The organism is Nonomuraea sp. NPDC049750, from assembly GCF_040659625.1.
Lineage (GTDB): Bacteria > Actinomycetota > Actinomycetes > Streptosporangiales > Streptosporangiaceae > Nonomuraea.
Genome location: NZ_JBFANB010000013.1, coordinates 137,959 through 152,542, shown reverse-complemented (window position 1 = coordinate 152,542; position 14,584 = coordinate 137,959). Strand labels below are relative to the sequence as shown.

Below are 14,584 nucleotides of genomic sequence, written 5' to 3'. Positions count from 1 at the left end.
AATTAAATCTATGTATGAGATGCGTAAGGCAGCTAGTCCTGAACATCATCGCGTATTACTTTCTTTTTGGTGACACCTTCTATTAATTCAATTAGAAGCGCCAATCTCTCATTGAGAAAGCGCTCGTAGTCATTCATCTCCAGGGCGCTCTCTTGTCCATAAGGGATGGCATGGGAGGTCATCACCGATTCAAGCTTTTCACCGCCATGAACATCCTTCATTTCCGACAGGTAAGCCTGTGGAGCCTTATCACGAATAATGCGATTAGTGTCAGCATCAATAAGTGCACGATTAAGGATCAACTCGGTTGATTCCTCGGAACCGCTTCGCATGAGCTGTGCTTTCGGAAATATGTGGTGAGAATCGATCTTGGCTTCGTTCACTCTGGTGCGTGTCATAGTCTGGCCCGTGTGAAAGTCCTGCGCCTTTGCTGTGACAGATAGGCAAAGTACTCCAGTATACAAAGCTTTGCGGCGGGTTGTAGCGGCGCGGATTGATGAGGCGGTGACATTGAATTCGGAAATCGCCTCCGGTGCAAGAGCCATTTCATTCGTCAGCCAAGCCTTGAGCTTTGCGTAGTCGGCCCCTGCCTGGCTGTTGGCGCCTTGATCGAAATTGCCAGTAAAGACAGTGCACCAAAAGTATTGCTGAAGTCTATCTCGCGGACCACTTCTTTCCAAAGGTTTGAGCATTTGGATTTCGGGCCACACGGCGGCCATGGGAACAAGGATCATTGAGTATGGGAGCCAGCGGGGGGAAAGAACACCACAGTCGGCTTCAAGTAGGTCAAGCGAGCCAACGAATCCTTTAATGACCGCAACCCAGTTGGAATCTATGTCTTCAGCAGTAAGCTTCTTGAGCACATCCGCACGCTGGGCGGACCCGTGTGCTCTGAGGCAGATAGTCTGTAGAACACTATAAGGGTCTATCTTGAATTCCTTAAGAACAGAGTAACTATCCTGGGCGTCCTGCCAGAGATCTCGCAGATTTACGCCTTTTGGATAGAATCGTGCTGTTAGGAGCTCGAAGACGCCAAGGGGCTTCCCTGTTCTGTTCAGTGTCTCGAAAATGGTGCATACGGCTTCGAGTGGCGTCGATTCTGGCAGGCTGACTAGAGGGAACCCGTACGAGCGCAACGGAATTAAATATCTATCGCGAACCTCGCGATAGAGTTGCTTGACTCGCTTTTCGCTGGCGGGATCTCCACCTGCCTGTCTCTCTGCGTAGATATCGAGCCATTCGTCGAATTTTTCGACGTCAGAGACGCCAAAATAAGAGTCTCGCTGATCAAACAGTGAATCCTGAACCTTCTTCTTAATGATCGGCTCTATGTGGATGGCTTTCTCGAAGTCAATCTCGTGAACGTCAAACACTCGCACGTTGCTTTTATCTACAAATTCGTCGAGCTTGAAGAAGTATCGTTCATCGCCAGTGCCGGTGAGGGCCTGATAGAGGCTAGTTAAACGCTGCTGGCCATCTAAGACAAGTTCGGCAGGCGCTCGGCCAGTTTTCGGTGCTTCTTCGAAAGGTCGATGAGCAAAAGCTGGCTCGTCTCTGTTCTGCTTCCAAAAAAGCAAAGTCCCGACTGGGTAGCGAGAAACAATAGAGCGCAGTAATTCGACGGTCTTTTGGGGTTCCCAAACGAAATTCCGCTGGAAGTCAGGGAGAGCCAAGTCTCCTGTCTTGATTCGCATTACGAGATTCGATAGTTGGGGGTGTTGAGTCTCGAATATTGGATCCGCATCGTACGCGCTGACCATCCTCAACTCCGTTCGCAGGAGACCTAACATCTACACAACGGCTCGATCTTATACCACGTCTGCAACATAGTCATGCTTATGTCCGTATAGTACTTCTACAAGTGAAACTTGCCTCTATGTACGAAATATTAGGTTTAGTAGGTAAGATGCGGGCAGGCTGCTCCTGGCGACTGCCCCACGACCTGCCGCCGTGGCGGACGGTCTACCACTATTAGCGCACCTGGCGGATCGAAGGCCGCTGGGAACAGATCCTGGCACGCTTACGCGAAGGCGATCGCATCGGTGGAGGCCATGACCCCACCCCAGCGCCGCCATCATCGACAGCTAGAGCGTCCGGGCCACCGACCGCGGCGGCCTGCACGGCTACGACGGCGGCAAGAAGGTCCGAGGGGTCAAACGGCACCGGCTGGTCAACACGCTCGGCACCGTGCTCACCGCCTGCGTCAGCCCCGCGAGCGTCAACGATCGTGACGGCGCGGTCGTGCTCCTTTCCCGCGCTGGCGAGATCCTGCGACGGCTGAAGCGTGTCTGGGTCGAACAGAGCTATCGCGGGCAAGACTTCATCGGCTGGATCCTGGAGCTGTTGGGCGTGACCCTGCAGATCGTCGTGCGGCGTGATGGCGGATTCCGCGCCACCTGGGCCAGCGAAGATACCCGCCGCGACAGATCCTGCGGTTCGCCCGCGTGCCCCGCCGGTGGGTGGTCGAGCGCACCTCCGCTGGGCTGGGCAACTATCGCCGCCTGGCCAAAGACTACGAATACCTGACAGCTACCTCCGAGAACGTCATCTACCTCGCAATGTGCATGATCCTGCTGCACCGCCACAGCGGCCGCTCACCCTGACCCTTTTCAGACACCCTCTAGCCCGTCGTGAACCTGTCAGGGAGTTCGCCGCGCAAGGCCGGACCGAGGTGCAGGGGTGTGAGGGAGGGCGTTACTGTCCCACCTGCAGGTTCAGGAGAGCAAACCGAGGCTGAATCACCAGACGGGCTACCGCACCGCCACTGCACTCCCAAGGATGCCGGCTGCGAATCGGCCCCCAACCGAATTCCTGTGTCACTGTCGTTGCCCAGGCGGACTGAGGTGTCACCCATCTGTCACATGTGCGACAGTCAGGCTTAGGCGCTGAGCTATCCGCTCGTGGGTCGCCTTCTGCGCAGACGTAACCCGACGCACGAAGGAGTCGACCGCGCAGATCACCCATGGCAGAGGATCCCCGTCCGCTTGGGCCGTAATTGCCGCCCAAGCGAGGTGTTTGAAATCCCTTACAGGTCCCCATGTGAAACGTTGCTCCACCTCTTCATCGTCCTCCCGCCGGATGACGACCTTGAGGGGTTTGATATCGAGAGACTCCAGGTCGACCGACCAACCCGCTCCAAGTGCTTTTTCCACAAGCATCTCTACGCTGGTGGTGGGCTTGGCGACCAACGGCGCGTACTTGCCCACGCCGTACGTCGCGCGGGTGTACTCCTTCATCGGCCCGTCTTTGATCCACGGGCGGACGTTCTCGGAGGTGCCGACGAACGGAAGTAACCGGCCGCCGATCTCCGGGTCGGCCGTCCACTGCTGGTACAGCCTCGTGCGCTCACCGTCAGGGAGATACGTCCAGTTGACCTCGGCTGCCTGCCCATAGAGGAGGCGGACGATGTCTTCTTCGAGGTCCGTGGGGAGGGAGTAGGCGGTCATTGGATTCCTGTCGTGAGAGGGAACTGGAGGCGAACCTCGTCCGCTGCGGTCTCCAAGTCGGCGGCGTCCCGGATCCAGTGATCCATGAGGCTACCGACAGTCTCGTCGCTGAACTCGATTCGGCTGGCTTGGGGCATTCGTACCCTAAGGTGCTCGGTCTCCTCAGCCTCGAGTGAGCGGCGCAAATCCAAGGTGGCGGCAACGCGCCTGATGTCGGTGACGAAGTCGAGGACGCGAAGAGCCTTCTTGCCGGGGCTCAGGCGCAGTCCTCGGCCGAGCTGCTGGACGAAAATACGTCGACTATGGGTGACCCGCAGAAACGCGATCAGGTTGACGTCTGGGACGTCGACGCCCTCATTAAAGACGTCGACGCATGTGATCAGCGGAACGCGGCCGAGCCGGAACTCGTTGAGGAGGATCTGCCGACGTTGCCGTGGTAGTCCGCTGTGCAGAAAAGAGGCGCGGCTCCACGCGGAGTCCGCGCTGGCGAACAACTTGGCCATGTGCTCCGCGTGTTCGATGGTCTGACAGAAGATGATGGCGCGTGGGTCTGGTGTCGTCCGCCATGCCTCGCGGAAATGCTCGACGACCTCCTCGTCGCGTTGTGGCAAGAATAGAGATCGGTTGAGGTCCTTGATCGAATACCCATGAACACTGGCGTCCTTGACGACATCCCAGTCGATGTTGTCTACATAGAGCCGGTAGTCAACGGCGGACAAGTACCCAGCGGCCATCCCCTCGGCAATACCCATCTTGAAACTCGGTTCGCCAAAGCGTGATGTGATGTCGAACTTGTCGCCCCGCCATGGTGTCGCGGTGACGCCCAACTGTTCCGCAGCCCCGCACAGGTCCAGCAATTCCGCGAACCTGCCAGTCTCTGCTACGTGGTGAGTCTCATCGATCATGATGAGGTTGGGGCGGTAGCCTAGGCGCGCGGCCCCGAGGACGGACTCGACAGTGCCGACGAGCACACCATCAAGATCCTGAGGTCTGCTGTCGCCGGTGAGCAGGCGAGTGGGGATGCCCTTCGGGATGTGCCGCCACATCGCCTTTTCCAACTGCTCAACCAAGTCCTTCATGTGGGCAACAACAAGAATTCTGGCCTCGGGGTCGATGGTGAGGTGACGACTGATGACCTCCCCGCCGACGACCGTCTTCCCGAGCCCGGTGGCCAGAACGAGCAGAGCGGTTCCCTTCGCGCGGAGATCGCGAGTGAGAGCGTCCGCAGCAGCCGACTGGTAGGGACGCAATGCGTACTGGGCAGGCACGGTTCGGGGCATTCGGTCGCCTATCTCGGCCAGGGTGGCTCCGTGCCAAACGGTGATGGGGATGCCTACACCTTTGAGAGCTCGACGCCGTTCCTCAGCGGTTCGATTGATATCCGTGTTGGTGACCAGTACGGACTTGTCCGCACGGTACCGGGCTCGGGCGCGCTCGAGGTCATCGATCCCGGTCCGGTCAACCTTGCCGCTCGCCTTCCACTTGCATTGGAAGACCCATTGCTCCCGGTCACGTACTGCCAGGAGATCCGCGCCATTGTCGCCGGCTCCGTCGATAACGCGGACGTCGTTGAATCCAAGGTGCCACAGTGCTCGCTCAACAGCATGGGGAAGTCTGGAAGGGCCTCCTCGCAGGAGTTCGTCCATCATCAGGAAGGCTGCACTCACCGTTCCTCCGCAAGTTCGTCGGACAGCAGGCGGATACTCAACCTCGTGCGTAGCAGTTGGTTCGGAAGGCTGGCGGCGGTGTAGCTGGCTTGAGTGGCAACATCAGAGAGATAGCCGGCAGTTCGCGCGAGGCTGAGCCGTTGAGCTCCTCGAGAGGAGACCCCGTTGTACAGCCCCTGAAACACGCGACCATCCATGAACGCTTCCGGCCATGACTCCAGCAGATGGACTAGGAAGAGCGGGGGTACATGCAGCAAGAACTCGCCGCTCGTGCCCAGGTCGATAGTCCTGGTAATCTTCCCATTTGCGATCATGGCGGTCTCAGTGGCCGTGAGCTCGTCTGGGGACAGGTACTGGAATGCGCGCTCGGGCTCGCCAGCGCGATCGAGCTCCGTCGCCATGCGCCGGCGGATCTCGGCCAGCAGTTCCTGCGCTTCGGCGCTGATCAGTTGAGCGTCAAGCGCGGTGGCTGGCAAGGACTCGGCACGGATAGCGGAGATGAGCTGGGAGTGGCTCCAGTTACAGTCAGCCTGGACTTTAAGCAAGACGGCGGCTTCCACGATCAGCAAGTCGACAGGATCGGTGCCGAACTTCTGAAAGACCTCATGCCCGAGGTCGAAAAAGGCGACGAAGGACATACCACGACGCTGATCAAGCAGGACCGGGGTTGGATTAAGGCTGTCGTCGAGGAGTGGGCCATTAGCAAGCCGGCGGGCTTCTATATCTACGTAACCGATACGTGGGTGGCCGAGAGGGCGGCTCAGCGCCGGGTACATCGTGGAGTTCTCGGTATAGCGGGTGATTCGTTCTTGCCGTGTCTCTTTCTCCCGTCTTTCCTGCGTAGCCGGAGTGGCAGGTACGTTCACCGTTGGTGGGGCGGTCTGCGCCGAGGGCTGTGTGGGCGGTTCGGGTGACGCACTGCTCACCAGGTCCTCCGCCTCGTCCAGGCCAAGCGCTTCGAGCACAGCTGCTTCATCAGGCTTGTCCGGCGTGCTGGTAGCGGCCTTTTCCTGCTTACCGTTCCGTTTGGCGGTCTCGTGGTCCAGTACTGCCTGCCACCAACGCTCGTCCGGCTGGTAGGCGGCGATCCCTTTGTGGAACTCCAGGCCCCATCGGCGGGTATCGTCGTGTATCGGCTTCCGGCCATCCCCGGGTATGAGGTAACGCTCGCCGGCGTCGTTGCGACGATAGCCCTTCACCAATCGGGCTAGCGGGCTTGTGTTTTCCGGGTACTGGAGGGCGGCTGCCCTCTGAGGCAGCAGCGGGCCGACGCCGCGCAGAATCTCCACGGCGGAACGCCAGCTGCGATCTCCGTACTCGAAGGCGTTTTTTTGATATCCGACCGGAACATGGTCAAGATGGATTTCACCGATAATGCGGCCCCCTTGGTGGGCTAGCTCCACGGGGTACTCGGGTTCTTCGTTGCCGACACCGCCATCGGGATTGCTCCAAGTAAATAGCCGTTTGTCCCACCGCAGAATCTTGCGGCCGTTACGGAGAAAGTCGATGCCATATTCCTGTTTGTGCAGGTACCGCTGGATCCCGAGCCACCCGTGTACTCGGCGTTCGCGGATGCTAAGCCGATCACTGCCACAGTCCTCGCACGTTTCTCTACCAGGCAGCTGCCACTGTCCGCAATCGGAGCAGGCGAGGCCGTCTTCAAGTTTCTCGTTGATCTCGATGTAGGCTGGGATTTGTTCCTTGCTGTTGTAGAGCACAGAGCGGTCGTTGGCCCACCGGCAGTGCCGTACCGGCTTGACCTGAATCCCTGCGATCCACAGCTCGAACGGGCGGTTTTCCAGCAGCCAGGAGTACACGCCACCGAGGATGTTGCGCAGAGCTGCGCCATTCTTGCGAAGCCACTGGGCCCGACCAGCGTTCAACCTACTGATGACGATGCGGGTGCCGTGCTCGTTTGGGTCAGTCTTAGGCTCGACGATGTCCTCGGCTTCGAAGTCATCTCGGATGCGGTCGAGGTCAATCTCCACGCCGATCCACTCGGGATCTCCTTGACGCGTGGTCAGTACGCGGGTGCGTCGACCCAGCCTGGCTGTAGACACGTTGAACCCCATGCCGAAAAGCCCGAGCTTGTCGTGCATGTCGTTGCCCGACCACCCCGCGCGCACAGCACGCTCAAGACGCTCATAAGTCATGCCGCGTCCAGTGTCCTCGATCACCAGCTCGCCACTGACCGAGTCAGGGAGCCGCACGCTTACGCGGAAGCCTCCGGCCCAGGGGATACCTACTCGGTGGATCTCGGTGAAGTCGTCGAAAGCGTTGTCGATGAGCTCCGCGATGCACTGCCATTCGTCGAACTCGATCTCGCCCAGCATGCGGAGTACACGTGCGGAAGGAGTGATCTTCATGGTGCGGGCGGCCTCCTGCTCTCAGCTCGCGCGCGGGCACGCCGGAGGCCCTTCGAGGGCGTCTCTCAACGCTCTGACGCATGGGGTATCAGCGCGCGCAAGGGGAAGCCTAGAGGCATCCAACGACATCTACGCTCGGCTTCACATCACGGCGGTGGATGCGGCACATCGCAGTGCTGAAACCACCCTTTCCGCACAAGGCCGGGTCTGCGTGTGCGCGTGACAGCCGTGGTCCCTCCATCGTCGATCACGGCCGCGTTAGCCACTCGTACTCAGGGGTTACGAATCAACCCTCTGGCAGGGCCTGCCGGAGGGAGCGTCGCCTCAATGAACGGATGCTGTAACAGTCACCGCAACGTCCGACCTCAGTCGTCTGATCAAGTGTCCGACCTTGTCCGCTGCCACGGCAGGGTCTTCATGCTCCCAGATCCGGATTACCGTCCAGCCAGCTGCCAGCAGTTGCTCGCTGGTCTCCACGTCTCGGGCCCTATTGCCTTCGATCTTTTCACGCCAGAACTCCGCGTTCCTCGTCGCGGGACGATAGTGCTCCGGGCATCCGTGCCAGAAGCAGCCGTCCACAAAGACCGCGACTCGATCGGCAGGAAAGACTACGTCCGCCTTGCGTCGAATCTCAGCGAGCGGTTGGGCATTGACCCGGTAGCGCAGGCCGCGCTGATAGAGCAGTCTGCGAAGAGCCAGTTCCGGCTCCGTATCCTTGCCGCGGTTACCCCGCATGGAGGCACGGACCTCTGGTGAAGAAGCTGTTGACTCGGCTGGTAGGAGCTCTTCAGCCAAGAATCCCTGCGCCCAAGCCTGTCGCCATGCCTCGACAAGGTTCTCGCGACGGGAATCGTACTCAACCTCGCAGACGTATTTTTCCTCTGTCGTGCCGTTCTGCGACCAGCGTAGGTATGCGCGGATGCGCCGTGTGCGTTTATACAACCGAAGCGTGATCGAGGCCCGTGCGAACCGGCCGTCACTAAGGGCGACGCTGCGGCGGTTACGACCGCCAGCGGCACGGTCCTGCTCTACAGATGGCGCCACTGCACCAGCGCGACGCTTGTACGCGCGCTCCGCAGGGAGTCGTCTCTTCCAGTGTCTCTCGTCGCCTTTCCGCGCCATGATGTCAGTGTCCTGCGGCTGCGAGTGCGTCGGCGACGGCGTTAGCGAAGAACTCACCTAGGACGACCGGAACCGCGTTGCCCAACTGCCGCATCTGCTCACCCCGCGGGCCGGCACCGAGCCACTCGTCGGGGAAGGTCATCACACGCGCCGTCTCGCGAACGGTCATGTAACGGTGCCGGTAGGTCCACCCATCAAGAAATTGAGGATCACGATACCTAGTGTCCAACAGCATTACCGACTCGCCACCTGGCACACCGTGTACGCCAGCTTTAACCGTTTTGGCTGGCCGGTCAAGTTCGTTCGGGGTGTGGCCCTTGTATATCCGAGCACCCGGCCAGCCAATGTGGTCGGTGACCTCGATTTCTTTCCCGAAGTTGAACTTCTCGTCGAGTCGGTCCAGATCCACTGTCGGCAGCGCCGGCAGCTTGACGTCTGTGCCATAGCCCTGAACCGCGTCACGCAACGTGCGCCAAGGCTGGCAGTCGTCCTCCTTGATCACCCTGGGAAGGCGGGCCCGTACCCGCTCGCGCACATGATCTGGCACCTGATGGCGTTGCCAGTACGGGCCGTCCTCGTCACGCATGGAGCGGAACAGGGCGTCTTCGGAGAATTTCGGAGTCTTGACGTACTTCTCGAATGCCTCGACATCGACGCCAAGGTCGGCTCTGAAGGCGACGATAACGACGCGGTTGCGCACCTGAGGAACGCCGTAGTTAGCCGCGTTGACCGGCACCATCACGACCTTGTAGTGGTCAGGATCTGTGTCGTCATCGGAGAGCGTCGCGAGGATGCTCGTCAGATGATTGTTATGTTCCTGCCACCTCACCTCGTCGTCTCGCTTCTCGAACGGGAGTCGCAGTTCGTTCTGGATGTATTGGAAGTAGTCCGCGAAGGACGGCCGCAACAAGCCTCGCACGTTCTCGCAGATAACAGCTTTCGGTCGAATCTCGCGAACGGCCTTGAACACGGCGGGGAACATGTTGCGCTTGTCCTCATCGCCCTTGGCGACCCCGCCCGCGCTGAACGGCTGGCAGGGCGGGCCTCCCGCCAAGACGTCTACCTTGCCCTCTAGGGCGCTCATGTTGAGCTTGCGTACATCATCCGCGTATAGAGGAGCAGGCATACCTGGCTTGGGCGGCTCAGGCCGCGTCTTGTCAGTTCGCACCATGCCGTCGACCCCGAGGGTCTTCTTGGCGCTGGCCACCAGCGTCTCGCAGGCGCGGGTGTTGAGCTCGTTGAACAGAAGTGGACGGAAACCCGCTTGGTGAACTGCCATGGCAAGGCCGCCCCCGCCCGCAAACAGCTCGACACTGGTACGCGGTTCTCGTGTCTCTTGCGGCTGCTCAACCATGCGAGAACCATACCGCGGAGTTGGCGATCTTGGAAGCATTTTACTCGAACGAGTGGCCCAAAAGCGGGCGAGAACGTAGGGTCCATGTTGATCAAAGTCGGGCCAAACGTCCTCAGTGGAGATGGTCTCGGACGAGCCTCGCCTTCGACGAGCAACACCACCCGGCTGATGTCCCAAGCGCCCAATGCAGAGCTCCGCCGTTGTCCCAGTGACCTGGGCCGAAGCCCCCCAAAGATCAGGAAGCTATGCCCTCCGAGTACACGCCCGCGTCGTTCGACCCGCTGTCAACTGAGCAGATCTCAGTTACCATCTGCGAAAACTTCGAACGTCAACCGCTGGTCTCCATGACGCATGAGATCCCTCGCTTCGATGGCTCAGGGCTGTATGCGTTGTACTACCGGGGCGCCAGCGTAGATCTCTACCTGCCGCTAGCCCGCTTGCAGGTTCCTGTCTATGCAGGTCAAGCGCTTTCTAGTAACAGCGCGACTGGGGAGAGGGTCCGAGAGCGCTTTCCTCTGCATAGCCGGCTAAAGCAACACCGACTCTCGATCATGGAGGGTGGCCTCCCTATAGGGGAGTTCCGGTTCCGCGCCTTGCTGCTGCCAGACGTGCACGCCGATCTAGGCGAGAACAGTCTGCGCGTCGGATACCAACCGATCTGGAACAGTAAGCTCACAGGCTTCGGTAGCAAGGAGCAGGGGTCTACCACCCGCCGGAGCAAGAAGAGCAAATGGGACACGGTCCACGACGGCCGGAGGCGCACTCACGGCGGAGTGGTCCATGACATCGACGCGCTGATCACGGAGGCCAAAGCTCATATCGAGCAACAGATCACCAACTATTATTCGCTCGCCTGGCCACACCCAACAGCCGAGACGCTTCATGATATCGATGCGGGCTGATTTTAGTTACCACGCCGACTTATTGCCACTAGGGCCGCAACCCCACGGGCGGGGGTGTTGCGATGACCGCTAGAGAGGGAGTTTGTTCGGAGGCGTACGGCACTGGTGCTGCCCAGGGCAAGACCATGCGCGTTCCGGGCGAGATCAAAGACGCCCTCGACCTGTAGACCAAAGGTTTCAGCGCGGCTGAGAAGTTCGAGTTGGATGACTGCTAATCGAAGAAGTCGAACTCTCCCGCCCGAACCCCGGCCAGGAACGCGTGCCACTCCGCCTTGGTGTAGATGATCGCGTCGCCTTGGAGCTTGCTGTGCCGGACGGCCACCCGACCCGTTCCGTCATTAAGTGGCCCGGCCTCGACGCAGTTGCCGCCGCCATCGGCGCTGAAGCTGCTGATGTGCCAGGAGATTTCGGGGGTGGTCATGATCGGGCGGCTCCATCTCTAGGCGTCGGAGATGCTGTCCGCAACTGCCGCGATCAGTTCCAGCGAGTCCTTGGCATTGAGCGAATCGCGGCGGATACGGTCATATTTCAGCTTAAGCCTGTCGGCTGCCTGACCTTCCACGTAGATGGAACCTGCCGGCGTGGGGACGTAGGCGACGGCAGGGTAGGGCTCGGGGAGTTCGAAGATGCGAAAGGCGCCGTCTGGGCTGGCATGTGCTCCTGCGGAGACTGGGAGGACCCGGATCTCGATGTTGGGGCTGGAGGCGTGACTCGCGAGCTGGGACAGTTGACCGCGCATGATCTTGAGGCCGCCGACCATGCGGCGTAGTGCGTACTCCTCGAGAATCGTGGAGAAGGCGGGGCGGTCGTCGGTCAGGATCTTTTGTCTGGTCAGGCGAAACTCGACCCAGCGGTCGATCTGCTCACTCGAGGCGGCCGGGTCCTCGGCGCGGATGACGGCTTCCATGTAGTCCCGTGTCTGGAGCAGACCGGGGATCACAAAGGCGTCGAAGGAGCAGATCTTCTCGGCGCGGTTCTCCAGCCAGGCGTAATCCACGATGCCGCGCGACACGTCGCCGGAGTAGTCGTCCCACCAGCCGTTCTGCCACACTTCGCGGCTCAGGCGGATGAGGGTTTCGCGCTCGTTCAGGGTTCTGACGCCGTACAGGTCGAGTAGGGCGATGACGTCAGGGGTGCGCGCAGGATAGAGGCCCGCCTCGAAGCGGCTCACCGTGGAGGCGTCGCGCTGGAGGTAATCGCCGGCCTCCTTCAGTGTGAGGCCCGCGCTCTCGCGTAGCTCCCGTAGGTGTTTGCCAAGCCATTGGGCTCGGAGCGTCACCCCACGCTTCCCGCTCATGCTCATCACCTTGTCGACGGTTGGCAGGTTTTGCCTGCGCAGTGCACTTGGGAGTTGTTCATCGATTCGCTGTGCAAGCTTGCATGCCGCGTGTAACCATCAGCATAGCTGCGGAGAGTAGCGGAGTAAGCCGTTTGCGTGACGGCGTCCAGTGTCATCGGCGAAGGGAAGGTGGGGCGATGAACGGCATGGCGTGGCGCTGTGATTTCCCTGGCGAACCAGTTCAGCTGCACACCGTACGTCGGCTTGCTGCCGCGCTGCTGGCTGACTGTCCCGCGCGCGATGATGCGATCTCGTGTGTCGTCGAGTTGGCTAGCAACGCGATCTTGCACACGAGGTCGGCGGGCGGGGTTTTCACGGTCGGCATCTGGTCGTCCAGGACCATCGCCCGAATCGCGGTGAAGGACGCTGGCGGATCGAGCAAGCCCGTCCTGCGTGCATGTCCTGGGGGCGAAATGTCAGAAGGCGGGCGAGGGCTTGCCATAGTGGCCGCCCTCTGCGCCCGGCTCGACGTCACGGGAGACGAAACCGGGCGCGTCGTCTGGGCTGATCTCGTGTACGAGAGGAGTGCCGGTGACCGGGTGCTGCGGGGCGGGATATCGCTTCCGGAGTCGGTATGCGATTGCTTCTGGGGCTCGCGCGCCTGGCCGTCCCCTGCGATGCCATCTGCTGTCTTCTCGGGAAGGTGAGGCGTCTCGTGAGCGACCACACTTAACAGCGGAACGTGGGCAGCGCTCGGCTGGGCGCTCCCTGGGGGTGATCTGGAAGCGGTTGTCGATATAGGCCTACGGCTTCTGAGTCCAGTTCTCGCGGGGTGCCACGAACGTTCCCCGCCCCTGAATCGTGACGACCCAGCCTTCCTCTCGCAGGAGTTCCATGGCACGCCGGACCGAACCGCGAGCAATGCCGTGCTCCTGCTGCAGCGAACTCTCGGAAGGCACCAGTTGCCGCTCCGCCAAGTCGCCGGCCTTGATTTTCTCCCTGATGATCCCCGCCAGCTGCTCATAGATCGGCGTCGGGTCAAGCTGGTCGACTGTCACGGACAACACGTTAGAGACGAGTAGACATGGGACTTACGCCTGGTACGGGCTAGACGTACTAGACGGGCTGAACGAGTTGTACGTAGGCTGTTGAGAAACGACGAGCCCGCCCCAGCGATGCAAGCGCCGAGGCGGGCCCTTGATCGGACACGGGAGGTCCGACCCATGGGTAAGCCAACCACGGATGAGCGATTCGCACCTCACCTGATAGCGGAGGTTCAGGCCGTGCTGGAGAAGCACGGCTATCGGCTACCGCCAGGAAGCGACTACATCCACGAACTCGTCATGGCCCGCGTCGACATCGCGCTCAGGAACCTCGTCGAGGTCTTCGAGGGGAGGACCGCGTGACATGACGGAGATCCCTGACTTCCATGGTCCGCACTTCGGGCCTCCACAGGCCAACCACGTCAAGCTGACCTGGTACGAACCGACCTGTCGGGCGCGGTGGATTCGCGTAATCTCGCACTCTTGCGAGTGCAACCGGACGCTGTACGAGCTGTGCGCCGCCGGTGGTCAAGGGTTCGTACGCCGGACAGATCGCGCCGAGGGCACCACCTACGAAACCGAGTGGATGGTGACCGCGGCCGCGAGAGATCTCTACGAACGGATCCTGCGCGGCGAGGTGCGATGAGACTGGCGCTGCGGACGGTGTCCTGATGCGTGCTCTGGGCGCGGTCAATGATGCCCTCGACCTGTAGATCAGTACTTTCCGTCTTGGTCCCGGCTATGGTCGGGGCCATCCTCGCGAATGATGGGCCTGGGGTCGAGATGGCTCACCACGCATTGTGATCGACAAAGCTCGTTACGTCGCCGTGGGCGTGCAGTGATGTACCTTGCCGTAGCGCGTGCGGGCGACACGAAGCAGCTCGACTGAGTCCGTCACCATGTTTCGCCCCTTTGCCGCCTCGGAAAAGTCGATGCCCATCCAGGGGCGCTTGTCGCCGCATCGGAACAGCATGAAGGCAACGTGCGGGCTTGTTATAGGAAGGTCGTGTGTGTATGCGATCAAGCCTTTCCCGAGATCGGCTGGTAGCTCGGCTAGCTGATGGCTGCCGAAGTTCTCGCGGGCGAGCTTAAGGGCCTCGTCTCCTCCGCTGGTGGACCAGTTGAGGGAGAAGCGGATGTACTCGTTTTTGAGTATGCATCCCCCATGGGTAGTGGGGACGCCGTCGATGCTCTCCTCTAGCGGTATTGTTAGCCCGCTGATTTTGCGTATCGCCTGCTGCGGGAAGATCTTGCACCAGTATGGGCTGGTGTCGGTGATGGGGCTGGTGTCGGCGATGACCTTCGGTGTCGGCTGTGTAGGGCTACTGCTTGGGTTGGCGCAGCCGGAACTTAGCGACAGTAGGAGCAGCGTGCCTAGGATGGCAGCGGAAACGCGTGTGGGCAT

General features: G+C 60.5%; 15 protein-coding genes and 1 pseudogene. 6 read left to right on the top strand and 10 right to left on the bottom strand.

The window, feature by feature from the left end; genetic code table 11:
• Positions 1–32: 32 nt before the first annotated feature.
• Positions 33–1,694 (bottom strand): DUF262 domain-containing protein, encoded by a 1,662-nt coding sequence (locus AB0J16_RS30670; RefSeq protein ID WP_358545541.1) that lies wholly within the window; start codon positions 1,692–1,694, stop codon positions 33–35.
• Positions 1,695–2,106: 412 nt separating this feature from the next.
• On the opposite strand from AB0J16_RS30670, the pseudogene AB0J16_RS30665 reads away from it, so the two are divergent.
• A pseudogene (locus tag AB0J16_RS30665) lies at positions 2,107–2,526 on the top strand (transposase); the annotation flags it as partial.
• Complete coding sequence (locus AB0J16_RS30660; RefSeq protein WP_358545781.1) at positions 2,460–2,603, top strand: hypothetical protein; 144 nt, start codon at positions 2,460–2,462, stop codon at positions 2,601–2,603. The pseudogene AB0J16_RS30665 and the gene AB0J16_RS30660, both read left to right, overlap by 67 nt.
• A 243-nt stretch (positions 2,604–2,846) precedes the next feature.
• Here AB0J16_RS30660 and AB0J16_RS30655 read toward each other — a convergent pair whose 3' ends face one another.
• The 5 genes from AB0J16_RS30655 to dcm form a co-directional block, all read right to left on the bottom strand.
• Positions 2,847–3,446 (bottom strand): hypothetical protein, encoded by a 600-nt coding sequence (locus AB0J16_RS30655; RefSeq protein ID WP_358545539.1) that lies wholly within the window; start codon positions 3,444–3,446, stop codon positions 2,847–2,849.
• Positions 3,443–5,113: a DEAD/DEAH box helicase family protein gene (locus tag AB0J16_RS30650; RefSeq protein ID WP_358545537.1), complete on the bottom strand. Its 1,671-nt coding sequence runs from the start codon at positions 5,111–5,113 to the stop codon at positions 3,443–3,445. Before AB0J16_RS30650 ends, AB0J16_RS30655 begins: the two co-directional genes overlap by 4 nt.
• On the bottom strand, positions 5,110–7,479 hold the full coding sequence (locus tag AB0J16_RS30645) for an ATP-binding protein (protein WP_358545535.1): 2,370 nt from the start codon (positions 7,477–7,479) through the stop codon (positions 5,110–5,112). Before AB0J16_RS30645 ends, AB0J16_RS30650 begins: the two co-directional genes overlap by 4 nt.
• 324 nt (positions 7,480–7,803) lie before the next feature.
• Complete coding sequence (locus AB0J16_RS30640; RefSeq protein ID WP_358545533.1) at positions 7,804–8,601, bottom strand: very short patch repair endonuclease; 798 nt, start codon at positions 8,599–8,601, stop codon at positions 7,804–7,806.
• A gap of 4 nt (positions 8,602–8,605) precedes the next feature.
• Positions 8,606–9,955 carry a DNA (cytosine-5-)-methyltransferase gene (dcm, locus tag AB0J16_RS30635; RefSeq protein ID WP_358545532.1) on the bottom strand — a complete coding sequence of 450 codons (1,350 nt, stop codon included), beginning with the start codon at positions 9,953–9,955 and terminating at the stop codon, positions 8,606–8,608.
• Between the two features lie 245 nt (positions 9,956–10,200).
• Here dcm and AB0J16_RS30630 point away from each other — a divergent pair, with 245 nt between their 5' ends.
• The gene (locus AB0J16_RS30630) at positions 10,201–10,857 is read left to right on the top strand and encodes an Eco29kI family restriction endonuclease (protein WP_358545530.1); all 657 of its coding nucleotides are present in this window, start codon (positions 10,201–10,203) and stop codon (positions 10,855–10,857) included.
• 211 nt (positions 10,858–11,068) lie between these two features.
• Here the strand turns inward: AB0J16_RS30630 and AB0J16_RS30625 are convergent, their stop codons facing one another.
• Together AB0J16_RS30625 and AB0J16_RS30620 are read right to left on the bottom strand one after the other, a co-directional pair.
• On the bottom strand, positions 11,069–11,278 hold the full coding sequence (locus AB0J16_RS30625; RefSeq protein ID WP_358545528.1) for a DUF397 domain-containing protein: 210 nt from the start codon (positions 11,276–11,278) through the stop codon (positions 11,069–11,071).
• Between the two features lie 18 nt (positions 11,279–11,296).
• Positions 11,297–12,154, bottom strand: a complete 858-nt coding sequence (locus AB0J16_RS30620) for a helix-turn-helix transcriptional regulator (protein ID WP_358545526.1) — start codon at positions 12,152–12,154, stop codon at positions 11,297–11,299.
• An 83-nt stretch (positions 12,155–12,237) separates the two neighbouring features.
• Here AB0J16_RS30620 and AB0J16_RS30615 point away from each other — a divergent pair, with 83 nt between their 5' ends.
• A complete protein-coding gene (locus tag AB0J16_RS30615) occupies positions 12,238–12,843 on the top strand; it encodes an ATP-binding protein (protein ID WP_358545523.1) in 606 nt (201 codons plus the stop codon).
• Between the two features lie 96 nt (positions 12,844–12,939).
• Here the strand turns inward: AB0J16_RS30615 and AB0J16_RS30610 are convergent, their stop codons facing one another.
• Positions 12,940–13,194, bottom strand: a complete 255-nt coding sequence (locus AB0J16_RS30610; protein ID WP_358545522.1) for a GntR family transcriptional regulator — start codon at positions 13,192–13,194, stop codon at positions 12,940–12,942.
• Between the two features lie 225 nt (positions 13,195–13,419).
• Between AB0J16_RS30610 and AB0J16_RS30605 the strand changes: the two genes are divergently transcribed.
• A complete protein-coding gene (locus AB0J16_RS30605) occupies positions 13,420–13,542 on the top strand; it encodes a hypothetical protein (RefSeq protein WP_358545520.1) in 123 nt (40 codons plus the stop codon).
• Between the two features lies 1 nt (position 13,543).
• On the top strand, positions 13,544–13,825 hold the full coding sequence (locus AB0J16_RS30600; protein WP_358545518.1) for a hypothetical protein: 282 nt from the start codon (positions 13,544–13,546) through the stop codon (positions 13,823–13,825).
• A 171-nt stretch (positions 13,826–13,996) separates the two neighbouring features.
• On the opposite strand, the gene AB0J16_RS30595 is transcribed toward AB0J16_RS30600, so the two are convergent.
• The gene (locus AB0J16_RS30595; protein ID WP_358545516.1) at positions 13,997–14,584 is read right to left on the bottom strand and encodes a hypothetical protein; all 588 of its coding nucleotides are present in this window, start codon (positions 14,582–14,584) and stop codon (positions 13,997–13,999) included.